Annotated in this window: 21 protein-coding genes, 2 tRNA genes and 1 riboswitch; of the genes, 13 read left to right on the top strand and 10 right to left on the bottom strand. The window is 44.3% G+C overall.

Features of this window, described 5'->3' with window-relative positions; all coding sequences use genetic code 11:
- Nucleotides 1–12 precede the first annotated feature (12 nt).
- Together LPY66_RS19155 and LPY66_RS19150 are read left to right on the top strand one after the other, a co-directional pair.
- On the top strand, nt 13–276 hold the full coding sequence (locus LPY66_RS19155) for an alpha/beta hydrolase (RefSeq protein WP_337985838.1): 264 nt from the start codon (nt 13–15) through the stop codon (nt 274–276).
- A gap of 371 nt (nt 277–647) precedes the next feature.
- Entirely contained in the window at nt 648–1,676 is a 1,029-nt protein-coding gene (locus tag LPY66_RS19150; protein WP_337985837.1) for a uroporphyrinogen decarboxylase family protein, read from the top strand.
- 106 nt (nt 1,677–1,782) lie between these two features.
- Here LPY66_RS19150 and LPY66_RS19145 read toward each other — a convergent pair whose 3' ends face one another.
- The 3 genes from LPY66_RS19145 to LPY66_RS19135 form a co-directional block, all read right to left on the bottom strand.
- Nucleotides 1,783–2,661 carry an IS3 family transposase gene (locus LPY66_RS19145; RefSeq protein ID WP_337988035.1) on the bottom strand — a complete coding sequence of 293 codons (879 nt, stop codon included), beginning with the start codon at nt 2,659–2,661 and terminating at the stop codon, nt 1,783–1,785.
- Nucleotides 2,662–2,681: 20 nt separating this feature from the next.
- On the bottom strand, nt 2,682–3,359 hold the full coding sequence (locus tag LPY66_RS19140) for a helix-turn-helix domain-containing protein (protein ID WP_337984414.1): 678 nt from the start codon (nt 3,357–3,359) through the stop codon (nt 2,682–2,684).
- Nucleotides 3,360–3,519: 160 nt separating this feature from the next.
- On the bottom strand, nt 3,520–6,702 hold the full coding sequence (locus LPY66_RS19135) for a cell wall-binding repeat-containing protein (protein WP_337985836.1): 3,183 nt from the start codon (nt 6,700–6,702) through the stop codon (nt 3,520–3,522).
- Between the two features lie 205 nt (nt 6,703–6,907).
- Between LPY66_RS19135 and LPY66_RS19130 the strand changes: the two genes are divergently transcribed.
- The 7 genes from LPY66_RS19130 (at nt 6,908) to clpX (ending at nt 13,618) form a co-directional block, all read left to right on the top strand.
- Nucleotides 6,908–7,690, top strand: a complete 783-nt coding sequence (locus LPY66_RS19130) for an IclR family transcriptional regulator (protein ID WP_337985835.1) — start codon at nt 6,908–6,910, stop codon at nt 7,688–7,690.
- A gap of 365 nt (nt 7,691–8,055) precedes the next feature.
- Nucleotides 8,056–8,676, top strand: a complete 621-nt coding sequence (locus LPY66_RS19125) for a hypothetical protein (protein WP_337985834.1) — start codon at nt 8,056–8,058, stop codon at nt 8,674–8,676.
- A 214-nt stretch (nt 8,677–8,890) separates the two neighbouring features.
- Nucleotides 8,891–8,964, top strand: a tRNA-Gln gene (locus tag LPY66_RS19120).
- A gap of 27 nt (nt 8,965–8,991) precedes the next feature.
- Nucleotides 8,992–9,076, top strand: a tRNA-Leu gene (locus LPY66_RS19115).
- A gap of 432 nt (nt 9,077–9,508) precedes the next feature.
- Nucleotides 9,509–10,666 (top strand): MGDG synthase family glycosyltransferase, encoded by a 1,158-nt coding sequence (locus LPY66_RS19110; protein WP_337985833.1) that lies wholly within the window; start codon nt 9,509–9,511, stop codon nt 10,664–10,666.
- Nucleotides 10,667–10,923: 257 nt separating this feature from the next.
- Nucleotides 10,924–12,228, top strand: a complete 1,305-nt coding sequence (gene tig, locus LPY66_RS19105; RefSeq protein WP_337985832.1) for a trigger factor — start codon at nt 10,924–10,926, stop codon at nt 12,226–12,228.
- Nucleotides 12,229–12,364: 136 nt separating this feature from the next.
- On the top strand, nt 12,365–13,618 hold the full coding sequence (clpX, locus tag LPY66_RS19100) for an ATP-dependent Clp protease ATP-binding subunit ClpX (RefSeq protein WP_337985831.1): 1,254 nt from the start codon (nt 12,365–12,367) through the stop codon (nt 13,616–13,618).
- A gap of 51 nt (nt 13,619–13,669) precedes the next feature.
- Here clpX and LPY66_RS19095 read toward each other — a convergent pair whose 3' ends face one another.
- Nucleotides 13,670–15,226: a PucR family transcriptional regulator gene (locus LPY66_RS19095; protein ID WP_337985830.1), complete on the bottom strand. Its 1,557-nt coding sequence runs from the start codon at nt 15,224–15,226 to the stop codon at nt 13,670–13,672.
- Between the two features lie 137 nt (nt 15,227–15,363).
- Between LPY66_RS19095 and LPY66_RS19090 the strand changes: the two genes are divergently transcribed.
- The 3 genes from LPY66_RS19090 to LPY66_RS19080 all read left to right on the top strand — a co-directional run bounded on the left by LPY66_RS19090 (nt 15,364) and on the right by LPY66_RS19080 (nt 18,595).
- Nucleotides 15,364–16,587 (top strand): MFS transporter, encoded by a 1,224-nt coding sequence (locus tag LPY66_RS19090; RefSeq protein WP_337985829.1) that lies wholly within the window; start codon nt 15,364–15,366, stop codon nt 16,585–16,587.
- 179 nt (nt 16,588–16,766) lie between these two features.
- Entirely contained in the window at nt 16,767–17,402 is a 636-nt protein-coding gene (locus LPY66_RS19085; protein ID WP_337985828.1) for a corrinoid protein, read from the top strand.
- Nucleotides 17,403–17,446: 44 nt separating this feature from the next.
- Nucleotides 17,447–18,595 (top strand): uroporphyrinogen decarboxylase family protein, encoded by a 1,149-nt coding sequence (locus LPY66_RS19080; RefSeq protein ID WP_337985827.1) that lies wholly within the window; start codon nt 17,447–17,449, stop codon nt 18,593–18,595.
- Nucleotides 18,596–18,629: 34 nt separating this feature from the next.
- On the opposite strand, the gene LPY66_RS19075 is transcribed toward LPY66_RS19080, so the two are convergent.
- From LPY66_RS19075 to LPY66_RS19050, 6 genes are all read right to left on the bottom strand, one after another.
- Nucleotides 18,630–19,796 carry an adenosylcobinamide amidohydrolase gene (locus LPY66_RS19075; RefSeq protein WP_337985826.1) on the bottom strand — a complete coding sequence of 389 codons (1,167 nt, stop codon included), beginning with the start codon at nt 19,794–19,796 and terminating at the stop codon, nt 18,630–18,632.
- Complete coding sequence (locus LPY66_RS19070; RefSeq protein WP_337985825.1) at nt 19,777–21,072, bottom strand: heme ABC transporter ATP-binding protein; 1,296 nt, start codon at nt 21,070–21,072, stop codon at nt 19,777–19,779. The genes LPY66_RS19075 and LPY66_RS19070 overlap by 20 nt, the downstream gene beginning before the upstream one ends.
- Complete coding sequence (locus LPY66_RS19065) at nt 21,072–22,118, bottom strand: FecCD family ABC transporter permease (protein ID WP_337985824.1); 1,047 nt, start codon at nt 22,116–22,118, stop codon at nt 21,072–21,074. Before LPY66_RS19065 ends, LPY66_RS19070 begins: the two co-directional genes overlap by 1 nt.
- A 363-nt stretch (nt 22,119–22,481) precedes the next feature.
- On the bottom strand, nt 22,482–23,396 hold the full coding sequence (locus LPY66_RS19060) for an ABC transporter substrate-binding protein (RefSeq protein ID WP_337985823.1): 915 nt from the start codon (nt 23,394–23,396) through the stop codon (nt 22,482–22,484).
- Between the two features lie 193 nt (nt 23,397–23,589).
- Nucleotides 23,590–23,762: riboswitch (cobalamin riboswitch) on the bottom strand.
- Between the two features lie 81 nt (nt 23,763–23,843).
- The gene (locus LPY66_RS19055; RefSeq protein WP_337985822.1) at nt 23,844–24,020 is read right to left on the bottom strand and encodes a toxin-antitoxin system HicB family antitoxin; all 177 of its coding nucleotides are present in this window, start codon (nt 24,018–24,020) and stop codon (nt 23,844–23,846) included.
- 23 nt (nt 24,021–24,043) lie between these two features.
- Nucleotides 24,044–24,907, bottom strand: coding sequence for an SPFH domain-containing protein (locus LPY66_RS19050; RefSeq protein ID WP_337985821.1), 864 nt, complete (start codon nt 24,905–24,907; stop codon nt 24,044–24,046).
- Between the two features lie 230 nt (nt 24,908–25,137).
- On the opposite strand from LPY66_RS19050, the gene lonB reads away from it, so the two are divergent.
- Nucleotides 25,138–26,874 carry an ATP-dependent protease LonB gene (gene lonB / locus LPY66_RS19045; RefSeq protein WP_337985820.1) on the top strand — a complete coding sequence of 579 codons (1,737 nt, stop codon included), beginning with the start codon at nt 25,138–25,140 and terminating at the stop codon, nt 26,872–26,874.
- The last annotated feature ends 19 nt before the right edge of the window (nt 26,875–26,893 follow it).

Below are 26,893 nucleotides of genomic sequence, written 5' to 3'. Positions count from 1 at the left end.
TATGTAGATTAAGTGTGCGCTGCCTATGTCTACGGCGAATATCCATATGACAGGTCGCTCACCCTATATGGAAGTAATGATACAGTGCTCGATCATTCAAAGATAACTTATAAAGAAAATGTGTACGAGATCAAAGGCGGAAATCATGCGCAGTTTGGAAATTACGGTCTGCAAAAGGGCGATGGCATAGCCCAAATAACTGCGGATGAGCAGCAGAGTGAGGCCGTCAGAATCATCGATGCGTTCATTAAGGAAATCGTTTTTCGCCAGCTATGATTGTTTTTCATCCCCAGCGCTATCGAAAAATAGCGGAACAATTACATATTCCGGTTGAAAAGCGACAGATCAGGAAGTGAAACAACGCTTAATTGACCGTATCCGTGGTATGCGTGAATTGTTGTCCATTCCGGAAGCCATCACCCTGGGCGGATCAGATTATGAAGCAATATATTCGGATAGATAAATTGTTTCAAAGGGTAAATTTATAATAAGTGAAAAAGAATATTTTCACAAAAAGTTATTGACCTGATGATAAATATAGGATATACTATCAATAACATCTAGTATATACAAGGTTATACAAGTAGATACATGATGAATTTGCATTTACATATCAGGCGTCTATTACAGACTGGAGGGAATTAAAAATGAAAAGAAATATGAAGAATTGGATGTACAACTTACTTCGTTCGCAGGATACCAAAGCAATGCCGATCATTTCTTTCCCGGGTGCCGAGCTCAAGTCGATGAACGTATTGGATGTTGCCAGCAATGGGAAGAATCAATATGAAAGCATTAAAGTGCTGTCCGAGAAATATCCGTCTATCGCCAATGTGACTTGCATGGATCTGTCGGTAGAAGCCGAGGCCTTTGGGGCGGAAATCCGTTTTACGGAGATTGAAGTACCTACTGTTATAAACGGAGTTATCGATAACGTTCAAGATGTTGCCAAACTAAGTATTCCTAAAGTTGGCGATGGCCGGACAGGAGAATACATCAAAGCAGCTGAACTTGCAGCCGCTCAGATAAAAGATCGGCCGACCTTTGCCGGGATGATTGGACCATATTCCTTAGCCGGACGCTTATATGACATGACGGAGATTATGACGGCAATCATGGAAGATCCGGATGAAATTCATGAGTTGCTGCAGAAATGCACCAAGTTCCTGATCGAATACGCGCTGGCTTTCAAAGTCGCAGGTGCTAACGGGATTATTATTGCTGAGCCGGCCGCCGGTTTGCTTTCGCCCGGACTGTGCCAAGAGTTTTCGTCCAACTATGTCAAAGAGATCGTCGACGCGATCCAGGATGATTATTTCATGGTTATTCTCCATAACTGCGGTAATGCAGAAAAATTGGTAGCGTCAATGGTATCGACCGGAGCCATGGGATTGCATTTCGGCAATGCCGTCGACATGATGAAAATAATGCCGCAAGTACCCTGGGGGAGACTTGCCATGGGAAATATCGATCCAGTGAAGGTGATGCGATTCGGCAGTACGGATGATGTTAAAAAAGCGACAGAAGAGCTACTGTGGAAAGCAGCTATCTATAAGAATTTTGTCCTGTCAACAGGCTGTGACGTGCCCTTAGGCAGCCCGCAAGACAATATTCAAGCTTTCTATGATGCCCTCGAGACATTTAATCGTTCCATTATGATTGAAGTGACAGCTTAATTATTGGCAAAAGATAAAGCCGTTACACATGATGAACCGCTCCCCGTCAAGTAGACAATTAAAAAAATAAAACTCTGCTGCCAGTAGGTATAACCTGCTGGCAGTTTTATGCTGCTTGTAAATAACTTTCGTGTTTCTCCAAAGGTGTTAATACACCAAGATTCCTCTGTAATCGTTTGTTGTTATAGTAATCGATATATTCCTCAATCATTTCTACTACAGAGTCTCTGCTGGTAAATCTTTTTCCGTAATAGCGTTCTCGTTTAATAATCCCCCAAAAGCCTTCCATTGGGCCATTATCAATACATTTGGCTATTCTTGACATACTTTGGGTCATTCCAGCTGCTTCAAGCTTCGCATGAAATGCTCTGTTCGTATATTGGAATCCCCTGTCACTATGAAAGATTGGATGTGCGTCCGGATTAGCTTCAATGGCAGCATCAAATGTATCGAATACCAGCGCGTTATTATTAGAATCACGTATAATATATGAAACTATTCGTCTATCGTATAAATCTAATATTGCACTAAGATATAGTTTGTGCTTTATTATTCCAACGTAATACTTGAATTCTGTTACATCTGTAAGCCATTTTTCATTTGGAGCTCCAGAGGTGAATTCTCTATTTAGTATGTTTTCTGCTATATACTGTGGATTGGCTGCCTGTCGTGTACACCCATTGTTTGAATACTTAATGGTGGATTTTATATCTAACTTACGACAAATGCGTAAAACTCGCTTGTCATTCGCTTTTATATTATGATACCGCTCAAGATCATCCTTGATTCTTCTATACCCTTTATCTGGGCTTTCCTCATGAATTCTTTCAATCTCATCAGCGATACGAAGATTTTCTGCTTCGCTTTCAGGTATTTCTCTATGCAGCCACTTATAATATGCTGCTCGTGATACCTTTCCAAACTTACATAGGGTGCTGATCGGATAATTATGTTCTTGGTTTTCTTCTTTTATAGCCTGATATATAAATTCATGGCGAACCAGGCTTAGTCCCGCCTCCTCTCTATCCCCTCGAGTTTTTTTAAGAAAGATGCCTCCATTTCGGCCTGTTCTTTTTCTGCTCTTAAAATCTTATTTTCAGCTCTCAGCTTTTCTAATTCACTCATCTTATCCTGAGACTTTCGCTTCCCCCGATTGTCTCTTAATGCTTCAACCCCATAGACTTCATATTTAACAGTATAGTTACGCACCTGCTGATAGGATACTTGATGTTTTTCAGATGTTTCTGCGTAATTATGATCATGTGCAATGCAATACCGCACGATTTCAACGCGTTCATCGAAAGTGGTTTTTCTTCCTTTGGTCATGATGGTACTTCCTCCTGTTCCAGAAGACCTTAGTTCTTCATGACCATTATACTGTTTTATCCAGCGTTGTAACTTACCTTTTGATCGAATTCCATACTTTTTACAAATATCAGTTTGAGAGCCCAAACCAGCTAAATAATCTTCAACAGCTTGTATCTTAAGTACTTTTGTGTATTTTTTAGTTCCTTTCATTAAGAAAACATCGGCTCCCATGGACTCATAATTAAAAATCCATTGTTGAACAGATGCTAAACTTACATTAAGATCACGGGCAATCTGATTTTGGCTAGTTTTTCCATCTAGATACCGTAATACAGCAGTTAACTTCTCGTTGCCAGATATCTTTCTCTTTGACATAAAATATACTCCCCTCTAAGCAACAAGTTTTTATTATTTCACTTGTCTACCTAGAAGGGAGCATATCATGAGTTATAGAATCCATGTGTAACGGCTTTTGTTATACCTAAAATATTACCGCACTAACTGTTCGATATGAGACCAGATCAGACCATATGGCTCAGGGAGCGGTCGTAGCATTAGCCGTGGCAGATAAATTGCTGGATCCACCCGCGTTATTGGCACTGACTTTATAATAGTAGGTGGTATTTGCCGTTAAACCGGTATCCGCGTAAGGTCCGGCAGGGACTGGCGGAGCAATGGGCGTATATGTCCCTTCGGAAGAGGATGAACGGTAAATGGTGTAGGAAGTTGCGCCGGCAACCGGTGTCCAGGTCAGACTGATTTGACTCGAACTATCGGCTGTCGCTTGTAAATCAGTGGGAGCAGCAGGGGCCGAAGGCAATGTGGTGGCGGAAACGGGATTCGTGAATGGCCCGTTACCAAAGGCATTTGTCGCCAGTACCTTGTAATAATAGGTTGTGCTTGGGGTCAGTGAACTGTCGGTATACACTGTACCGGAGAGGGTCGTAACCGCTGTATAGCTGCCCGGCTCAGAACTTGATCTGTATACGGTATAGGTGCTTGCGCCGGTCGCAGCGGACCAGGATAAGCTGATCTGTGTAGCGCTCGAGGCTGAAGCCTCTAGATTCGTGGGGGCTGTCGGAGCTGTATTCGTTGTAAGTGTCGTTGCGTCAGCTGCAGCGGAGTAGCCGCTGCTGCCGGCAGTGTTTGTGGCAATCAATTTATAGTAGTATTTTGTGGTGGGAGTCAGTCCGGTATTGGTGTAGGTCGTTGCAGCAACGGTTGTTATCGCGGTGTACGTTCCATTTAACGAATCTGAACGATAGACGGTATACGTCGCGGCACCCGTTGAGGCAGTCCAGTCGAGCTGGATTTGAGTTGTACTGATTGCTGAGGCGGTGAGATCCGTTGGCGCATTTGGCTTGGTGGATGCGATGGTCGTCGCGCTGGCGGTATTGGAATAGCCGCTGCTGCCGGCACTGTTCGTCGCTTTCAATTTATAGTAATACGTAGTATTGGCGGTAAGTCCTGTATCGGTGTAGGCGGTTGCTGTCGTTGTGGTAACCAGGTTATACGTGCCATTGATTGACGTGGCGCGATAAACGGAATAAGACGTTGCACCACTGACGGCGGACCACGATAATCCGATCTGGGTGGAAACGGTGGATGAGGCTGTGGCTGTCAGGTTAGACGGGGCGGAAGGGGTAGCCGCTAACGTGGTGGCGCTGGCAACAGTGGAATAGCTGCTATACCCGGCGCTGTTGACAGCCTGAATCTTATAATAATAGGGCGTATTCGCTGAAAGGCTGCTATTGGTATATGTGGTCAGTGTTTCTGACGCCACCAGCGTATAGGAACCGGTGCTGGATGTTGCGCGGTATATTAAATACGAAGTCGTGTTGCTTGACGGAGACCAGAATAAGGTTATCTGGCTGGAGCTGACCGGAACAGCTTTAAGATTGGTGGGAGCGTTCGGTACCGTGATTGTGGTCTTGGCACTGGCAGTGGATGAATATATACTGGCGCCGGTGCTGTTGACAGCTTTCACGCGATAGTAATACGTCGTATTTGCAGATAGACCGCTGTTTACATACGCCGTAGACGCGGCGGTAGCAATCTGCGTGTAAGCCCCGTTATACGATGTCGAGCGATAGACCGCATAAGATGAAGCACCGCTGGAAGAAGGCCAGGATAAAGCAATTTGATTGGTACTGATCGCTTTGGCAGTAAGGTTGGCTGGGCTTGAAGGTGCTGAAATAAATGAGCTCATGATTGCATTTTGGACGGAAGCGGATACAGCACCAGTACTGCCTAGGGTCACGATCTTGCTGATTTTGCTCTTGTTATCACTTAAGTAAGAGGCGGTCGATGTGCTGAGCTGACTGCCCACAAGGAGGATCGGGGATTGGGTCTTGGCAGCCAGAGCAGAACCGGCCAGGGCATCCGGGAAAGTCTGCCCCGTCGCCACATACGTGGAAGAAAAATTTAGTTCGCCGGAAAACTCTTTGACAACCTTCAGGTTGGTCTCATAGCGATTTGTTCCGCTAAGGCGCTTGGCTGAAGGTAATTGGCTAAAGACATTGGTACCGATGACCGTCGTGTCCCCGATGACATACGTGCTGTAAGTGCTGTTTAAAGCCGATTTAATTGCATCCGGCAAATCATATCTGGAAACGAGAAGGATCGGGATAGCTTTCTTGGCGGCGATAGGGGCTATCGATAACGCATCCGGGAAATTCTCGCCTGTGGCGATAACGGCCTGATTATAGCCCCCCAGATTCAGGGCAATTTTGGCGGAAGTATCATAGCGGTTGACTCCTGCTATCCGAGATACCGATATCCCCATATTTCGGATTTCCTGCTCGACACCCGTAGTTATTGCAGAGGTCCCGCCGATAAGAAAAACATAAGAGACGCGCAGACGGGAGAGCTCGGAGCGTGTCTTTGAGTTTAAATAATTTCGGTTCGTAAGCAAAATCGGCGCGTTGTATTTGGCGGCTAACGGTGAACTGCACAACGCATCAGGATAATTTTCACCGCTGGTAACGACAGCGTAGGTGGAGGAAGTCCAGCCATGTTGAGAAATGAGCGCGGAGGTATCATAACGGTCGCCTCCGGACAGACGTGTCGGTGTTGGTCCTGACACCGTGCTGCTGCCTGCTGTTGCATAGACAATAGAGGAAGATACACCCGAAGAAGCACCTCCCACAGTATAGATTTTATAATAATAGGTACTCCCGGAAGACAAACCACTGTCGGTAAAGTTGCTATACGCAGTAGTACCTATTTCCGTATAATTCCCTGAATATGTACTCGAACGGTAAATCGCATAGGAAGAGGCATCGCTGACAGCATACCATGACAGGTAAATTTGTCCCAGACTGGCTGAAACTGCGGAGACGTTGGTAAAACCGGCAAATGTCGTTGCATAGACAGCCGATGAGTAATTACTGGAGTCGGATGTATTTGACGCGATGATTTTATAGTAATAGGTCTGACTTGGTGTTAATCCTGTGTCTTTATAGTACAGCGAAGACGTGGACACTACCGCGGAATAACTGCCGGAATATGATGTGGCCCGATAGATGGAGTAGGTATCCGCTCCGGTTACGGTATTCCAGGTCAGAATGATCTCAGTCGGGCTCAGGACTGAAGCGGTTACGTTTGCAGGAGCCGAGAGTGATACCGCAGCCTCAGAAGCGAGGGGAGCTACAAAGGTATACATAAGTAAACATAAGCTGACCAGCAGTGATTTTAATTTGATTGTTGACGTCGTCATGAGTGCAACCTCCTAATAGATACGTCTATTTTATTCTCTAAAAGTATTATAACGTATAAATGGATAAACTGGCACAATTTTCCTAAAAATGAAAAGTTTTTTTGTGAAATTTATCTTTAAACATATACTTATTGTATTAGCCTAAGTTTTAACGGATAATAATATTGGTATTAATGAAGAACGATGGAAATGGAGGTATAACGGCTTGATCGAAGGACATGTTCAGACCGTGGATAGAGCTCTGGATATACTGGAGGTATTGGCAAGCTCCGAAAAATCCCTTGGGGTTACAGAGATTGGTAACCGGGTTGGTCTTCATAAAAGTACCGTTCATCGTATCCTTCAGACACTCTGCCTTCGGGGGTATGTTGAAAAGGAGAAGGACACAGAACACTATCATCTCGGAATAAAGGTAGTAGATTTGGGTATCGTCTATATTCAAAAGCTGGAAATACGTCGTGTGGCCGAAAGCTATTTGCTTAGCCTAGCGAAATCCTTTGATGAAGTGGTGCACTTAGTTCTTCACGATAATGGCGAGGTTGTGTTTATTGACCATAAGGAAAGTTCCCAACTTATTGGAATGCATTCCAAAGAGGGGAGCAGAGGGTATATGCACAGTACAGCCGTTGGCAAGGCCATTCTTTCGGCATTGCCGGAGGAAGAAGTACGTTACCTTCTAAAACTCAAAGGGATGCCACGATTTACCCAGGCTACGCTGACCGACCCCGATTTATTGATCGCCCAGCTTGGCGAAATTAGAAAGACCGGCATTGCCATAGCTGCTGAAGAGAATGATTTTGGGGTTATTAATATTGGAACAGCCATTTTTGATTATACTGGCAGACCGATAGGCGCAATCAGTGTTTCCGGTCCAATCAACCGGATGAAAGAGAAAGGGTTGGAACGGATCGGATTGGAAATTAAACGCGCGGGGCAAAGTATATCTTCCCGTTTAGGGTATAACAAACCAGCCAGTCCTTATGCGTAAATCGTTAGTGTTTAATGCCGATGAATATCCGAAGTCGGTGAATAAAGTTGTGAAATAAAGTATTTGAATTCGTCGCGTAAAGGTACTTGACTCGAAAAAGAAATAAGTACATAATATAATATACCCCGAACATGAAATATTCTGAATTTTCGATCTGCGGGTTTGCAACCAGGAGAAACAGATATAATTTAAAAATTCAGAATACATTTTTTAGTCAATAAATAAAACGATGTTTCATATAATGATACAAATTAAATTTTTTTAAAATAATAATGGAACAAAGTTTTAAAGAATAAAACAAAACCTGCAAAAATACAGTAATAATAAAATTGCGTTCTAAATAATGAAACTAAGGAGTGGTTTTTATGATGAGGATATCATCTATAGCGTATAATCAGGATAAGGACTGTGATTGCACAGGATGTACATTCAGGGACGAAAAGCAGATTTCTACCTATATATTGTCATTTCAAATCGCTGATTTGTTATTAAAGAGGCTTAAGGGCAATTGGCAGATTTCCCGGGATCATCTTGTTTTAACCTGCGAGGAATTAGAAAACCCTCTCTCCATTGATTATAGCGCAGGCATTATCAATTATGGATCGCTCTCGACGACCTTTTACCATCGGTATAATCCAGCCAAAGGTATATCTGTATTGGTCGAAGATATTTGCAATGACTTAATGATCCGTTCTGAGGAAGCTGTGCATGCGAATGACTACTTATTCAGTCTTTTTGTTAAGCTGATTGAAATATTCCATGCTCGCTGTAATTTGCGGATCGAAATAGGCAGTACCGAAGGTGAATGGGTGCTGCGACTAAGTGAAGGCACGGCGGGATGGATCAAACTTAATGGAATTGCAGAGAATCGTTTTGGAGAAAAAATTGATACGACGCAATGGCAAAATATGCGCATCGAAAAAGCGGCCCTCTATCTTTTTGGGTTCAATTCCTTCTGTAAAAACTTCCAATGCCCGATGAAATAGCTGCAACGAGTAAGGCAGGCGATGCAATGTTATATTCTATTGAGAAATAAGATGGCCGTTTCATGAAATAGATGCAACGGTCATTTTTTAATTTCTATTATTTCCCGGGTATTGATTCTGGAAAACGCAGAGATACTATTTTATGTTGTGAAAGCATTGACAAAACAGAATTTCTCGTTAGAATATATAAAGTGAAGCATGACTGTTCCGACGATGGGGTATCGCCAAGCGGTAAGGCATCGGACTCTGACTCCGACATCGGTGGTTCGAATCCATCTACCCCAGCCATCAAATTAATAAGTTTTTTGCTTTATTGCGGAAGTGGCGGAACTGGCAGACGCACTGGATTTAGGTTCCAGCGGGTAATTCCGTGCAGGTTCAAGTCCTGTCTTCCGCACCACATTTGACTGAAAATCCGCTGTCTATGCGGGTTTGCTTTTTTCGTATATCAGAAAGTATAAGTGACTTTCTGTTCCAGGAAGTTCGATTTACGTTCTGAATTACATAAGTGCAGCTATGGCTGCCGCCTTCGTCTAAGGACTTGGCGCCAGCCAAGTTTTACTTATTTTTACCAATGGAAAGAGACGGTATCCCAAATTCGCCATCGGTGGCGAATTTGGGATGTTTTTATGAATATAAAATTTCTTCTCTTTACGGGACCGTAGGTGCCTATTATAATGAGGATAACGTTTTTGTTTTTAAGATTAACAGTTCTTTCACTGTGATTTAAATAAGAACTTATGATTCTTTAATATAGAATAAAGAAATCTTGTTTATAATAAGATAGACAAAAAGAGACATACATACCGTTACATAACGGAGGGGAAATGAAGTGTCAGGTATCCTGATTTTTTCATCGCAATACGGCGAGGGACATTTTCAAGCCGGGGAAGCGCTTACGGAAACACTGCGCATGAATTCTGCTTCTATCGAAGCTAAACATCTTGATTTTGGTTCCTTCTTCTTCATTAAAGATTATGTTCTTAGAAAAGCCTATTCGACAATGATTAAAAAAACACCAAAGCTATGGCGTGTGATTTTCGAAAAGACATCCAGTATCACCGCGGAAGATTGCCGTAAAATAGCCAAGGGAATGGAAAAGAAGAAAGTATTGGATCAAATTTGGCGATATGAGCCGGAAGTCATTGTCAGTACGCATTTCATTCCTGCAGCGATCATGGGTGAACTGAAATTAAAGGGCTTGATCAATGTACCGCTGGTCACCGTCGTTACGGATTATCTTGTTCACGGCTTATGGATCCACTCCGGAACGGATAAATATATCGTGGGTGACAAAAATGTCGGTAAACGTTTGATGGATGCCGGTGTTGCAACGGAAAAAATCATGCCCACAGGGATTCCTATCCGACCTAGCTTCAGCCAATCGGTATCCAAAACGGCGGCAAGACAGAAACTGGCGCTCAAAGCCGATGGCAAAACAATACTGGTCATGGGACTTAATGGCAAACCTGTCAGCAGTGTTGAAGAAATCAGGGACATCCTCTATACCCTATCTGCGGAAATATCCGCCCAGTTCTTAGTGGTGTGTGGATCGAATAAAGAGTTATACAGTGAATTAAAGAAAAATATCGTCGAAGATAAATTGGGAGTCAAGCTTTTCGGCCATGTGGAAAACGTCCAGGAGTTAATGGCGGCGTCGGATCTATTGATTACTAAAGGCGGCGCATTAACGATTTCAGAGGCGATCGCCATGGGCTTGCCGATGCTGATGTATAAGCCCATACCCGGTCATGAAAAAGGCAATGCATTATTCATTGAAGCCGGGGGAGCTGGGAAAATGGTTGAAACCACTGATGAATTGATTGCTTCTGTAGTAGAATGGGTTAACCATCCGGAGCAGCTGGTACAAATGAGTCTGGCGGCGCGAAGGGTCTTGCCGGCAAATCCGACGGAAAATGCGGTTAATTTTATTCTGCAGCAAAGGAAGACGCAAAAAGCAAAGGGTATCCATGCAGAAGCGATTAGCTAAAAACATTTGTTTTTCTTGATTCTTTATCCAAGTTCTGATAATATTATTAAGTCAAATATCGGGTTTACTGAAAAAGGGGAGACAGATGTTTCCCCTTTCTAGCCGTATTAATCAGAATCATGGGTTGGATTTATTTGCAAATTATTGATTAGGTCAAGTTTGGCATTCAGCAAAATAGGTTAGAATATCTTGGAACGCAAATGCTGATAATAATAAATATAATATAAGAGTTTACGTAAATTCCAAGGAGGAGCGACATGTCAGTTACAGTTGAAAAGAAGAGTAAAAATGCGTATGAATTGGAAATCACGATTGGCGTTGAAGAAGTTTCAGCCGCCTTCGACCGGACAATAAGAAGGGCCGGGCAGGGAATGAACATACCTGGTTTTCGCAAAGGAAAAGCCCCCAAGCATATAATAGAAAGGTATGTTGATAAGGAACAAATCAAAAACGATGTTCTTGAGAAATTATCCTATCCTGCTATGTTTGAAGCCTATCAGGAAAATTCGATCACACCGGTCTCTCGTCCGTCTTTGCAGATCGTTCAGTTTGAGGAAGATAAGGACTTGATCTTTAAGGTTACTGTTGAAACGAAGCCCGACGTTGAGTTGGGACAATATACCGGTCTTGAAGTCAAAAAACAACCGGTTGAAATTACCGAAGAGCAAGTGGCCGAAGAACTGGAACGCCGTCAGAATAGACATGCGACACTGATGCCGGTCGAAGACGGTGAAGTTATCGACAAGGATATTGCCATTATTGATTTCGAAGGATTTTTAGGCGATGTACCTTTTGAAGGCGGTAAAGGCGAGAATCATGAATTAACCATTGGTTCCGGTACATTTATCCCCGGTTTTGAAGAACAATTAATTGGTGCGAAGAATGGCCAGGAACTAGAAATCAACGTTAAGTTTCCGGAGGAATATCACAGTCAAGAACTGGCCGGAAAAGATGCCATGTTTAAAGTCAAAATCAACGGGATCAAGCGTAAATTGATTGCGACCCTTGACGATGAGTTTGCCAAGGATATCAGTGAATTTGAAACTCTTGATGAATTAAAGCAGGATATTAAGGAAAAAATGGCACTGGCGGCTCAAGGTAAACGCGATAATGAATACAAGGCAGAAATCATTAAAGCGGTTGTTGAAAAAGCGGTGTGTGAACTTCCGGAAGGCATGGTTCAGGAACGTATTGACGGGCTTTTACAAGACCTTCAACAAAACCTTTCTTATCAAGGGATATCATTAGAACAGTATATGCAATATCTCAACAGCAACAAGGAAGCAATGAGAGCAAACTTTGATCTACAGGCTAGAGATGGCTTGAAAACAGAGCTTGTTATTGAAGCAATCAGCAAAAAAGAAGGTATTGACGTCAGTGATGAAGAGGTAGAAGCTGAAATTGTAAAACTTGCCGAGCAGTACGGACGCACGCCGGAAGAACTGAAAGCGGCGCTGGAGGCACGCGGTGAACTGAATTATTTCAAAGCCGGATTGATCTCCGAAAAGACTGTCGATTTCTTAATTAAAAACAACGGCGATGGGCAGGAGACTGCCGAGTAAGCGTAGAATATTAGAGGAAAACATTATACCCGGAGACGGTATTACTAACACCGATACAGAGAATACCGACATGGAGGAAAATGAAAGAACTTAATTTAAAACGCAGAGGAATTCTCAGGTAAAGGGGTGAGCATGAATGGCTAAATTTAATGATGAGAAGAACCAGCTGAAGTGTTCATTTTGCGGTAAAACTCAGGAGCAGGTCAAAAAATTGGTTGCAGGTCCGGGTGTCTACATCTGTGACGAATGCATCGAACTCTGTAATGAAATCATCGAAGAGGAACTCCAGGATGATTCGGGATCAGAAATTGGAGAAATCCCCAAACCGAAAGAAATCAGAAGTATCCTTGATCAATATGTTGTTGGTCAGGATGAAGCAAAGAAAGCATTGTCGGTAGCCGTTTACAATCATTATAAACGGATTAGCATTGGCATGAAAGTCGATGATGTTGAACTTCAAAAGTCAAACATCGTTATGCTGGGACCTACCGGTTCGGGAAAAACGCTCTTAGCGTCGACCTTAGCCAAGGTGCTCAATGTACCTTTCGCCATCGCGGATGCGACCTCACTCACTGAAGCCGGTTATGTCGGCGAAGATGTAGAAAATATCCTCTTAAAGCTGATTCAAGCAGCAGATTATGATATCGAGCGGGCGGAGAGAGGGATTATCTATATTGACGAGATCGATAAGATTGCTCGAAAATCGGAGAACCCCTCAATCACCAGAGATGTTTCCGGTGAAGGGGTGCAGCAAGCTCTCTTGAAAATATTGGAGGGAACAGTTGCCAGTGTGCCGCCTCAGGGGGGACGCAAACATCCACATCAAGAATTTATACAGCTTGATACCACCAATATTTTGTTTATTGTCGGCGGCGCATTTGATGGCATCGACAAAATCATTCAGAATCGCATCGGTAAGAAAGTGATGGGTTTTGGAGCGGACGTTCAGAAGAAAACGGAGAAAAACGTTGGGGAAACCCTCAGGCAGATTCTGCCTGTTGACCTTCTGAAATTTGGGCTTATTCCAGAATTTGTTGGAAGACTCCCAGTCATCGTCACGCTGGATGCGCTGGATCAGGATGCCTTGGTCAACATCCTCACCCAGCCGAAAAATGCGTTGGTGAAACAGTATGAAAAGCTTCTGGAGATGGATGGCGTTGCTTTGGAGTTCAAGGACGATGCGCTCAGAGCCATAGCGGAAGAAGCCATTCGTCGAAATACGGGTGCCAGGGGACTTCGGGCAATCATGGAGGAAGTCATGCTCAATGTGATGTATGACATTCCCACGCGCTCCGATGTCAGCAAATGTATTGTCACTAAGGATACGATTCTCCAACGAATCGAGCCGGAATTGGTGACCGTTAATAACAAAAAAGAAGAATCAGCATAAGCTATCAGGATATTGAATCCCAAAATGAAAGGCGCCAATTTGGCGCCTTAACTATTTTTCACTCACTGTGATTTGGGTTTCTTTCTCATATTTAAAATAGATCAAATAGGAAAGTTCAAGATAGAGACGTTCTTCCCAGTTATCCAGATCAAAATGGGTCAGAGCTATAATTCTTTCCAGCCTGTTCAAAAAGGAACTTCGGGCAATATAGAGTTTTTTCGCCGCTGCTACGGCATTATACCTGTTCTTAACAAACACATACAGGGTGTTAAAATAGGGTGTATTTTCTTTCTCATCATAGTTCTTGAGGGTCACCAGTGGCCTGCAACAGATTTGATCAGGGATAAAGTCCCCTTGGCCGTAGCGCAGCAGGTAGTCAAAAGAATAATCATCAAATTTAAAATACCAGTAAGTCGGATCCTTGATCCCGCCCAACTTGATCGCAATTGCAGTCTGGGCAAGGGCGGATTTGAGATGTTCAAAATTAGTAAACTTTCTGCTAATTCCGGCGATCAGCAAGCTTTCCCTCAAAAAGCAGGCAAGTTCCTGAAAAAATTCTTTACGCATGAGTTTATTGTAAAGCGTGATATTAACTAAGAGTAAGAGATAAGAATCCTTGATGATACAGCAGATTCCTGGCCAATGAAGCTCGAATTGTTGAGCCATATACTCGCTTTGGATTTGAGCGTCTTTGGTGAAATTTGTCTTTAATTGAATCAAATAATACTCATCACCGACTTGGTGACTGCTCATTGTGAATAGCTTGATTAATCTATTCAGGTCGATATTTTTTCCTTCAATAATTTGGGCTAACAGCTCATTGATCAGATTCTGGGATAGCCGGTCCTTTTTAAATGAACCGTATCGGGAATAAAGAAGTTCAATATATTCGGAAATATGATTGAGGATAGAGCGGTAATACGCGTTTTTCTCCTCGTTGGATGTGCAGGGAAGAGCTAGCCTTCCCACATAAGTATTGTTGAAGTAAATATTTTTGTGGAGCATGTGCTCAATACACGTATACTGAAAGACATTTTTTATCTTTTCTAGTTCTTTGAAGTCCGACATGGCATTAAATTGATTGACACTATCCAAAGGCAGACAGAAATTTTGATCGACATATTTTGTTTCAAAGCCATTTTCCCGAGCTAATTTTCTCGAATAGCCCACATAATTGAAATGATTATCGATCAGAGCGAGCGGATCATCCAGGATATCGTCGCAGGAATCGATCAGCACAGTGAACCCTGCAAATTGATTAATGGCATGGTTCATTTTCTTTTCCCAGGTATTGAACTTCTCAAAGATGTCCAATAAGGCGTTAAAGACTTTGGCGTTAGTCGTTGCGTTATTGATAACAATATAATTGTTTTTTTTATTGCAGATCACAGAATCAATGGAATGAAGGCAGATGAAAACCACATCTGGAAATGTTTGTACAATTTGTATATCATCGCTTTCGCTGATCAGCACAATATGGCCGGAAATCGTTTTGGCATTTTCAAAAAAGATAGGACGATCAACCTTTATATCCGGCGTATGTTCATGATAAACAAAGTCGAATTCCTTGGATAATTGGTATTTCAGCAATGCGCCGTCCAATAACAAAACAAAGGCCTCCTATACATTGAGTCATACAATACATATTGTAGTGATTTAAGCTTAAAAAACAAGCATTCTAACGGATTATCAGAAAATTATTTTATTTCTATAATGAAAGAAAATTTAAAAATAGGAGTGAAAGAATGAAAAAGGCATGGTTAATGGTGGTCATTGCGATTTTAACCGGACTTGTTTTCACGATGGGATTATTTAAAATCCCGCCAATTATGGTTCTGCTCATGCAGGATTATAAAGTGGGCATTGCAGTCATCGGTTTGGTTATGACGGCGTTCGCGCTTTCTAGTACAATTATTGCCCTTCCTGGCGGTGCAATTATTCAAAAAGTGGGGGTGAAGAATGCCGGTTTGCTTTCCGTAGCTTTTGCTCTGGTTGGAAATATTCTCGGGGTGATCTCCGGTAGCTTCACCATGCTGGTCATCAGCCGTTTGATTGAAGGTCTCGGTTACGGGTTGATTAGTATTGTCATACCCGCCATAATCGCGATGTGGTTTCCAGCTGAGAAGCGTGGGTTCCCGATGGGAATTTTTACCCTTTGGGTCTCCATTGGGATGTTAATCATCCTAAATTTAACCAATATTATTGTTCCGGGCTATGGCTGGCGTGGCTCCTTCTGGCTGATCACTGCTTTGCTTGTGCTTATGGGGATTATCTTTGCGCTGGTTATTCGGGTTCCGAAAGAAGGCGAGGGCGCGAATGAACCGAAATCGTTGCAGCCTTTGGAAAAGTTTTCTGTCTGGGAAGGCTTTAAATCGCCTGGGGCCTGGCTGCTGGGGCTTATCTTCTTTGCCTATTCATGGCCTTCCGTCGGATATTCCGGTTTTTACCCGACTTATCTGACAACATTTCTGGGTTTGGATTTGGTGACAGCCAATAAGGTCACAAGCTTTGGCACATGGGGGATGATCGTCGGTGGTGTTCTTGTTGGTTTGGTCTTGAATCGGATTAAAAACAAAAACCATAGCACCTTCCTGATCACGATCATGGCTCTTTCCACCGTTTTCTTCTTCTTCCTGTTTCGGTTCTCATCCGTGTCCGCAATTGTGCCTTTCATCCTGATCTTCGGTATCGTCAATCAATTTGTGCCGCCGGCCCTATTCACAATGGCTCCTGGAACAGCGACCCGGCCGGAAACGGTCGCGGCGACAATGGGAATCATTAACTTGGGAGCAAATCTCGGGGGTATCGTCGGTAATACGTTTACCGGCCCGATGGTGCAATCTTTCGGCGGCGATTGGAGCAAACTCAGTTTGTTTATGCTGGTAATTGCACTGGTTGGCGTCGCTGCGTCTATTGTCTTGAAGCTGGTGACAGCAAAAAGAGCAAAAGCAATACATGAAAGTCTTTGATTAAAAAGCTTGGCGGTGTTTATGCTGCTCAATGACGTTTTCAGAGAAGGCAAATTCGGTCAGAAAATATAAACGCGAATACACGATCCCGAACTTAAGTGCCAATATAAAAGTATATATCACGGATTCCAATAGAAATTTAATATATTAATTTATTGAAAGAGGAGGACTTAAAGAAAATGGCAAAAATCAATGAAGTCAAGTCAATGGTAAAAGCAGGAAAAACGAAACTGGTACCAGGACTGGTACAGGAAGCTTTGGATGAAGGCAGCGCGGCGAAAGACATTCTCCAAGGCATGGTTGATTCCATGAGCGTTGTCGGCGACAAATTCTCCACCGGCGAAATCTTTGTTCCGGAAATGCTGATGGCTGCTAAAGCCATGGCTAAAGGCGTTGACGTTTTAAAACCGTTAATGGCTGGGGACAGTTCCAACTCTTTAGGCACCTGCATTATCGGAACCGTTGCAGGCGACCTGCATGATATCGGCAAGAACCTGGTTTCCATGATGATCGAAAGCGCCGGCTTCACCATGGTCGATCTGGGTGTTGACGTTCCGGCAAAAAGATGGATCGAAGCGATCAAAGAAAACCAGAATGTGACCTTAGTCGCCTGTTCCGGTCTTCTGACCACGACGATGCCAGCCCTGAAAGAAGCGGTCCAGACCATCAAAGGCAGCAGCCTGACCGGTTTCAAAGTGATCGTCGGTGGCGCGCCGGTGACCCAGGAATACGCCGTTGAAATCGGTGCCGATGGATTTGCTCCCGATGCCGGCAGTGCTGCTGTCAAAGCGGTTGAGCTGGTTAAATCTTTGTAGAAAATAACAAAACTATAAAATTATATTTCGAGGAGGATATGATTATGGCAAGACTGGCGTTTAGTCCAACGGAGTTTGAAGTTGTTGGGATGTATCCAGGTATAGAAAGATTTGCGGTTGTTGGAAAGCAAATCACCATACCGGAAAGCCCGAAATTCAACCGCCCCATATCAGTAAAGGAGAACTGGAGGCTATTGTTTGAGGGGAAGAAACCCTATTGGATTCCCTCAACAGGGTGGGTTTTCTGCGATCAGTGTCAGTTCAGACCGAGAATTAATCCGGATAATGTGGCCAATCACCAAATTTTTGACGGCGGTCCGAGTGTTGATTATGACACCTTCCCCAAAGTCATGCATAGCAGCTGGTTCGATCTGGACTGGGAGTGGGAATATGATATTTCCGGTGCGACCGTAAGACCGGGAAATCCAAAAATTAAAGATATCAACCGATGGGAGGATTACGTTTCTCTGCCAAACCTAGACGACTTAGATTGGGAGCTCTATAAAGAAGAAAACCAAAGTTATCTTAAAATAGATAAATTAACTGAATTGGGGATTCAGATGAGCCTTTGGGAACGGCTGATGTGTCTGATGGATGTCGATAACGCGGCCATGGCCCTTATTGATGACGACCAGAAAGAAGGCGTTCATCGATTCTTTGATAAGCTCTGCAATTTTTATGATGACTATATTGGAAGAATGGCTGACCGTTTCGATTTTGACTGTGTATATGTGCATGATGATTGGGCGCATCAGAACGGGCCCTTCTTTTCGGCAGATACTGCGAGGGAAATGCTGTTGCCATATTTGAAGCGTCTCGTGGAGTCTGCACATAAGCGCGGCCTGTATTATGAACATCATAGTTGCGGCAAAGCGGAGTTGCTTGTTCCCGTCTTTATTGAAGCGGGTGTTGATATCTGGTGCGGTCAACCGGCGATTAATAACCAGGATATGCTGGCTCAAAAGTATAAAGATCAGCCAATTGTTATCGGCGTAGGGAATCCTCCAATTCCTCTCGACGCTACGGATAACGAACTTCAAAGGATTGCCAAGGATTGGGTGGAACGCTACAAGGATTGCCGCGTCGGTTCGATGTTTGGCTTTGACCCCAATTATGGCCACCTGGCGTTCCAGAAATTCGTCAATTACGTATACGAGTACAGCCGGATCGCCTATCAGGATGTAGAGGAATGAAAGCCTTGAGAGTGAACGGCCAGTGGGTGTATCATTAATCTGATGTTTCAACTGTGCGAATGAGCTTGGCTATTGTTAATACAAAGCAGGCAATCATCGCTGTCACAGTATTAGCAATCGAGCCAGCGAGGCTGGAGCCGCTTAATTGATCGAGGGAGTCATGTGCTAATGCATAGCGGTCTTCTATGCGGCGAATTATGTTTTTCCCTTCAGTTACTGCCAAATGCGGCGGCAGTAGTTGCCAGTCCATCTGATCAATCAGGTGGACGTAGAAACTGGTCAGCAAGACCAGTTCTTCTTGGCGGTCCAGATGACTTAATGTCTTAAGAAATATCGGTTTATCGAGAGTATTGTTATCGCTCAAAGATCGACATCCCTGGGAAATTTCGCTTCCCGGGGATGCTGCGTATTTTTGCCAAATGGTTTCTGCGGTCACTCCGAAACGACAAAGACGTTTCAGCATGCTGAACTGGCTTTCGGGACACAGGTTAGTTTCGAGACGAAGTGCTTCTTTCACAGCCTCCTTGACCGTCCGTCCGATCAGTTCGCCTAGCTTGCTGTGCTTACCGGCGTAAATCAGTCGTGAAGGTGATTTGCTGTTACAGATAATAACGGCGCCATCCGTACCGGACCCGGTGGCCAGTCCACGGGAGTAACAGCTCCCGGCAAGGAGTTCCTGCAGCGCGGCGGTTTTTGCTTCCGTACAGGTCATTAAGGCTCGGGTCATGGTTTCTGCTGGTAAATTGGCGTCAATATACAAGAGAATATTGATTGTCCCGTGTTTAATTTCAACGGTTTCCCCCTGTCGTTCATGAAAGAACGCAGGATCACCCACCCGGCCGCCGTTCATGACGACACCGCCGGTGACGATGGCGGTCACGGTTAGATCCTCATATGTTTCACTGCGGATGGCTGCGTTTTCCATTGAGGCTGCCGTCAGAAGCCCCGCTGAGGCATTGGGGTCCAGCCCCAATTCGTTGGCCAGAAGTCTCATGTGTTCTTCATAGTTATCGCAGGTTATGTCTTGTTTCATTCCCATTCCGGAATTGATGTTATGGTTGAAGACATATTTCAAATCGTCACGATATCCGCCGTTGAGATGGGAGGTACTGAGTGCTTTACGCTCATCATTAAAGAAAATAACAATACTGTCTCTATACCGTTCGGCGGTATCCCCTGTCTCAAAAGTCCAGAGACGCAAAATTATCCCCTCCGATCATATCAAGAAGCATTCGAATACTTCCAATTTTTACCGCTCCGTGGTGGACCATGTAAGCGATAAGCTCGTCGGCTTGCCCTCCGGTGAAGTCCCGGTTGTGTTCGCGTTTTTCCGCCTCGGATTGTTCCACAATTAAGACCGTCTTGTTCTCTTGGAGAAGAGCATCGGATACCTGTCGCAAATTAGCCAGATTACCGTAACCAAAAGCAACCGGCAGTACAATAATCACGTCGGCGCGATGAATAAAGTCGTAATTCAAGGCCAGGGCTTCGTCAGATATGGGTGCAAAAGGCGCTTCTTCCGAAACGTCCAAGCCAAGGTCTTTGGCTTTCTTCCAGTCGGAATCTCCGATGTTTAAGACGCCGCAGCTCGTAGGGTATCCGGCCTGAAATAACTGCTCCATCAGAAAGACACCGCTGCCTCCACCGCAGACCAGGTGAACATGTGTGTTTTTTGCGTCTTGGTTCCGCTGCTTTTTTTTGCTTAAGGGAATGATATTAAAGCGGCCGGTAATTTCATTGGTCGTCAGGGCCACCTCAATGTGGTAGCTGTCCCGAATATTCTGGACCGTCAGGACCTCGGCCGGGTCGCCGTAAGCAACAATCGACCCTTTATCCAATAAGATGATTTTATGACTGAATTGCGCCGCTAAATTAAGGTCGTGCAGTACAGCGATAATGGTCAGGCCTTTTGTTTTATTCAAACTATCCAATAGCTCCAGTAACTCATACTGATGTTGGATATCCAGGTGCGATGTGGGTTCATCCAGAAGCAACACCCGGGGTTCCTGGGTCAGTGCCCGAGCCACAATGACCCGTTGACGTTCACCCCCGCTGAGTTCGTTAACCGAGCGATCCCGCAAATGCCAGACATTGGTTAATTCCATCGCCCAGCGGGCAATTTCCAGATCTTTTGGTGAATCAGACTCGAACCGTTTTTGGTGCGGCATCCTGCCCATGAGAACGGTTTCCATAACGGAGAAAGCAAAATCCCCGCCGGTATCCTGAGGAACAACGGCGATAGTCCGCGCTAAATTTTTCTTGCTGATCTTAAAAATGTCCTGGTTTTCCAGCAGGATAACCCCTTGTTGGGGGGAATACTCAGCGGTAATATTCTTCAGCAGGGTCGATTTACCGGAGCCGTTAGGGCCAATAATGGTAACAAAGCTCCCCTTGCTGATTTCCAAGCTGAGTGTATCCAGGATATTTTTATCACCATAAGAAAATGTCAGATTGCTTGCTTTAATCGATGAATCCATTATATGCCTTCTTTCTTTTTCTTCAGCAGATATAGGAAGAAAGGACCGCCAAACAAAGCGGTAATGACGCCGACGGGAATTTCCTGTGATCCCATCAATGTTCGGGCGATTGTATCAGTGACAATCATAAAAATGCCGCCGGTCAAAAAGGAAAGCGGAAGCAGAATGCGGTGATCCGGACCAACAAAAATCCGGACAACATGCGGGATAATTAATCCAACAAATCCGATAGCCCCACACACAGCCACAGCACCGGCGGTAGCCAGAGAGGTTGCAATCAGCAGAATAAGCTGCATTTTCCCCAAATTAATACCCAGGTGCTGTGCGGTGCTGTCTCCAAAAACCATGGCATTCATTTCTTTAGCCAGAGCGAACAGAATGATCACACCAATAAATATAAATGGCGCTGCCAGCAGGATATTCTCCCAGTCTTTATTCGCAAAATTTCCCATGAGCCACATATAGATCTTATCAATATCTTCAGCATTTAAGACCATGAGGAACGATATGACAGACAGCAGGAAAGAGCTCATGGCAACGCCCGCTAGCAATAAAGTGGAGACAACGACTTTCTTACCTGCCCGCGCCAGGGAATAAACGATCCATGTAGTCAGAAAAGCACCAAGAAAACTAAAGGCCGGAATTTTGAAAGTACCAATGATTCCGCTGGCTCCGGTAACAATAGCTACGGTTGCACCCAAAGCGGCGCCGGAGGATACCCCCATCACATAGGGGTCAGCCATTGGATTCCGAAAGAAACCCTGTAACGTCGCCCCGACGACGCTGAGCGCCCCTCCAACCAGGATAGCTAATACGATCCGGGGGAAACGCAGAGACCAGATGATGTTGATATGGATGCGGGAATAATCTTCAGCCTGAAACCAATGATTAAACAGCGGTAAACGGCTCATGATAATCCCAGCGCTTTCTTTGAAAGCAATATTGGCCGCACCCAAGGTAGTGGCAAAGATACCAACGATAATTAATAAGAGTGTAAAGCCAATTATAAGATATTTCCAGTTTTTCCTGTTTCTTAAATTTTCCATTAACTTAACTCCGAATAGTATTTGTAATCCACTTGTATAATTAACCCGCATCGTATCATTAATCGAGTAACCTATGGTATTTTTGAGCAGAACATCTTTATGTAAATCTTACAGTAAATCTTCTCGAATCACAGATGATCACTGGTTTATTTTAAGACTAAACGTTTCATGTGTAAAGAAAAACAGCGAGTGGAGGGTTGTCCCAAATTCGTCACCAGTGACGAATTTGGGACAACCCTCCACAAGTTATTGTTACACTTCACGTAAATGCTAATACATCATTCTTGAATTAACATTACACCTCAAATCAGGTCTGCGTGCCACAGTTCCGGCGACAAGCGGAGCACGAATTGCCATTATATTTTATTTACTGAAAGCATCCGGATGAAGCACTTTAGCCATCTCTTCTACTCCAGATATGACCCTCGGGCCGGCACGGCTGATCAGATTGTCATCAACAGCAATGACTTTATCGTTCTGAACAGCGCTTAAAGCATCATAGCCGGTTCTCTTTTTAACATCGGCAGGAGCGTGGCTGTGGGTATTGATGATGTAGTAATCGGGGTCTGCTTCAAACAGTTTCTCCGAACTAAAATTGTAATATCTCTCTGTGTTATCGGCTGCAATATTAACGCCGCCGGCGACTTCGATGATATTGTTAACGAAACTGGTGGAACCGGCCGACATGAGCGGATCATCCCAAATCTCAATAAATACGGTGGGTTTGGGCTGATCTTTGATTGCTTCTTCAACCTTGTCCAGTCGGGTTTGCATATCCTTGACGATAGCTGCGGCTTCTTTTTGTTTACCGGTAAGCTCACCGGCAAGATCAATGTTGCTCATCACTTGCTCGACAGTATCCGCATCCAAAACGACGACTGTTATACCGAGGTCCTCCAGCTTTTTAATCGTGTCTTCCTGAACGCCGGCTGAAATAAAGACCATATTTGGCTCGAGAGAAGCGATCTTCTCAACATTCGGTGTAGAAAAACCGCCCATTTTCTCCTTGGTCTGTGCTTGTTCCGGGTAATCACAATAATCGGAAACGCCTACGATTTGGCTGTCAAGGCCAATGGCAAAAAGAATTTCCGTAATAGCAGGGGCAACCGATACAATTTTTTGCGGGTAAGCGTCAAATTTGATTTCCCTGCCGAGGGTGTCTGTAAATGTTTTCCCTTCAGGTCCCTTGCTTTGAGCGGAGCAACCGGCCAGCAAGGATAACGAAAAAGTCAAAATAAGGGTAACAATGAGCAGCAGTGAAAGAGACTTCTTTTTCATAATCATTTCTCCTTTTAAATATATAGATAGGGTTTAGTCAAAGCAGATCGGATCAAACCATGAGCTATTAAGAATAATTATCTTAGATACAAGAAAGATTTGTATTTCTGATATAAAAAAGTCTCTTAGTTAGAGCTAAGAGACTTTCCCATCTTAAGTCGGCTTATTAACTGAATGAAGTGTTTATCCCTAACAGCTTCTTTAATCCAAGGCAGGTCTCCTGGCTAACGGGTCGCTCTCCTCCCAGCCTTCCCAGATAATATCCAGTGGCAGTTGGGATTCGTCGCCGTGTACAGTGGTGGGGCCGCGCCGATTTACGGTCTTCCCTATTCTCCTCAATGAGGCACCTAAGATCTGTGATTAAATTTTACAACCCTACCGTTTACAATTACCACACAGAGCGTTTTTTGTCAATACACTGTGTGTGACGTCTAACTATAAGCTCAATTATTGCTCGGATTCCGGTGTTCTGTCTTTCGGCAGCCGACCTGCCTTGCGTATGCTTTCACGCAGGAGATACTCGATGTGGGCGTTGACGCTCCTGAATTCATCAGCGGCCCATTCTTCAAGAATTTCAAATAATTTGGGATCGATACGCAGTGGGTAATTTTTTTTGACTGCCATGTCGTACTCCTGTGCAGTATCTCTTAATACAGAGTTCCGGTATTCAGTACGGGCTGGGCGGATCGGTCCGATACGATGGCGACAAGCAGATTGTTGATCATCGCCATTTTGCGCTCATCGTCCAACTCAATGGTTCCGCTACTTTCAAGTTGTTGAATTGCCATCTGAGCCATACCGACAGCGCCTTCGACAATCTTCTGACGCGCAGCCAGAATCGCGTTAGCTTGTTGCCGTTGCAGCATGGCACTGGCGATTTCTGTGGCATAAGCCAGATGGGTCAAGCGTGCTTCGATGACTTCCACCCCGGCAATGGTCAAACGTTCTTGAAGCTCTTTGGTGATCTCAGCAGCGACTTCTTCGGTATTGCCCCGAAGTGAGACATCATCTTCGGCGTAGTTATCATAGGGATACTTGGTGGCCACATGACGCAGCGCCGTTTCGCTTTGAATTTCTACAAATTGTTCGTAATTATCGACGTCAAAAACAGCTTTGGCAGAGTCAATGACTTTGATAACCACAACGGCGGCGATCTCGATTGGATTTCCTTCGACATCATTGACCTTCAGACGCTCACTGTTAAAGTTGCGGACTTTAAGTGAAATTTTCTTACTGGCTACAAATGGGACGGTCATCCAAATCCCCGGTTGACGAATACTTCCGATATAACTGCCGAAAAAGGTCAGAACTTTGGCCTGGTTGGGCTGGACAACTGTCATACTGCTCTGGATAATGACCCACAAAATGACACCGATGATTGCCAATACAAGGGACGATACATTACCGGTTTTTACAGTGTTAACAATATTATAGACAGTGGCTGCAAGGATGGCGAATGAAATAATTAATGCGATAAACCCGTTAAATTTCCAAGCATTCTTTTCCTTCATTGTGATCTTCCTTCCTTAAAAAGAAATAGTTAGTTATTACAGGATACAATTTTGATATTGATATGATATCACGTTGATATATATTCTGTCAAGAAAAGCAAAGGTAATTGTGATAATCGCTGTTTAGAATTAGTACCGCTGGTAAATACTACTTCTGGCAAATACTACTTAAATATTCTTGATCTGATAGACGCGCTCTCACGAATTATGATTAATCAGGGGGTACCAGAATGGATGGACTTACGCCAATGCTGATAATCGTCCAGCTGATGTTCAGCGTTGTTATCGGCATGTATTTCTTTATGTTGCTCAAACAGCAGTTTTCGTCCCGCGTATCCGTAGAAAAGGAATCCGAAAAGCAAAAGGAAAAGCTTCAAGCGATGAGACAGATATCTCTGACCGTCCCGCTTTCTGAAAAGACCCGGCCGGAAATTTTTGCGGAGATTATCGGCCAAAAAGAAGGAGTGAAAGCATTAAGAGCCGCTATATGCGGGCCAAATCCCCAGCATGTTTTATTATACGGGCCGCCGGGAGTGGGAAAAACTGCCGCTGCACGGCTTGTGTTAAACGAGGCATTGAATAATCCTCATTCTCCGTTTAAAAACGATGCAAAATTTATCGAACTGGATGGAACCACAGCCCGCTTTGATGAGCGAGGTATTGCCGACCCCCTCATAGGCTCAGTGCATGATCCGATTTATCAGGGAGCCGGGGCTATGGGAATGGCCGGTATTCCTCAGCCCAAGATGGGTGCAGTGACCAAAGCCCATGGCGGTATTTTATTTATTGATGAAATCGGCGAACTGCATTCCATTCAGATCAATAAACTTCTCAAAGTGATGGAGGACCGCAAAGTCATCTTGGAAAGCTCCTATTATAGTTCCGAGGATACCAATATACCCGAGCATATCCACGATATTTTTCAAAATGGCCTGCCGGCAGATTTCAGGCTAATCGGGGCGACGACCCGCAGACCGGAGGATATTCCGCCGGCGGTAAGATCGCGCTGTATGGAAATATTTTTTCGGGCGCTGCAGCCTGACGAAATAGCTGTTATCGCGAGAAATGCGGCAGAAAAGATCGATTTGGAAATTACCGACGGTGCCATTGAGGTAATCAAAAAATATGCAACTAACGGCAGGGAAGCGGTCAATATGGTACAGTTAGCCGCGGGTGTGGTTCAGAATGAGGGACAGGCCAATATCAGCGGCGAAGTCATTGAATGGGTCGTAACCACCGGCCAATACGCGCCAAGACCTGAGAAAAAGATACCGCCCTGTTCCCAGATCGGGTTGGTCAATGGTCTTGCCGTATATGGAGCCAATATGGGGCTGCTCTTGGAAATTGAAGTCACGGCTTATCCCGTCAAAAATAGAAAAGGCGAACTCTACGTTACTGGGATTGTTGAAGAAGAAGAATCGGGCTCGGGTGGCAAGAAAACACGGCGTAAGAGCATGGCCCGTTCATCCCTGGAAAATGTGCTGACGGTACTCCGAAGGGAGCATATGATCGAACCGCGGCAATTTGATATTCATGTCAATTTTCCGGGGGGTATTCCCATGGACGGCCCTTCAGCAGGTATTGCCATGGCGACGGCAATTTATTCGGCAATCAGAAAATGCCCTGTGGATCATACGGTGGCGATGACAGGCGAATTATCGATTAGAGGGAGAGTAAAACCGGTGGGTGGTATTGCCGCCAAGATTGAGGCTGCGATACAATCCGGATGCAAAAGAATATACATTCCTAAGGAAAACTGGCAGGAGCGATTTACTCATTGGGAAAAGGATATCCAAATCGTATCAGTGGAAACATTGGATGAAGTATTAAGCGCTGTTATGGTGATGCACCAATATCCCAATACAGTTGAAGTCAATGTATCTGAAAAGGAGGTGTCACTGCATAGGGTATTAAAAAGAATTAAGATGCCTGAGGGCAATTTGCATGAACAAGGTAAAACGTGTTAAAATATGACACTGACTTTTT

Origin of the sequence: Dehalobacter sp. DCM (assembly GCF_024972775.1) — a bacterium.
In the GTDB taxonomy this organism is placed as follows: Bacteria; Bacillota; Desulfitobacteriia; order Desulfitobacteriales; family Syntrophobotulaceae; genus Dehalobacter.
The sequence above is the reverse complement of the archived record's forward strand: the minus strand, read 5'-3'. Positions and strand labels throughout refer to the sequence as shown.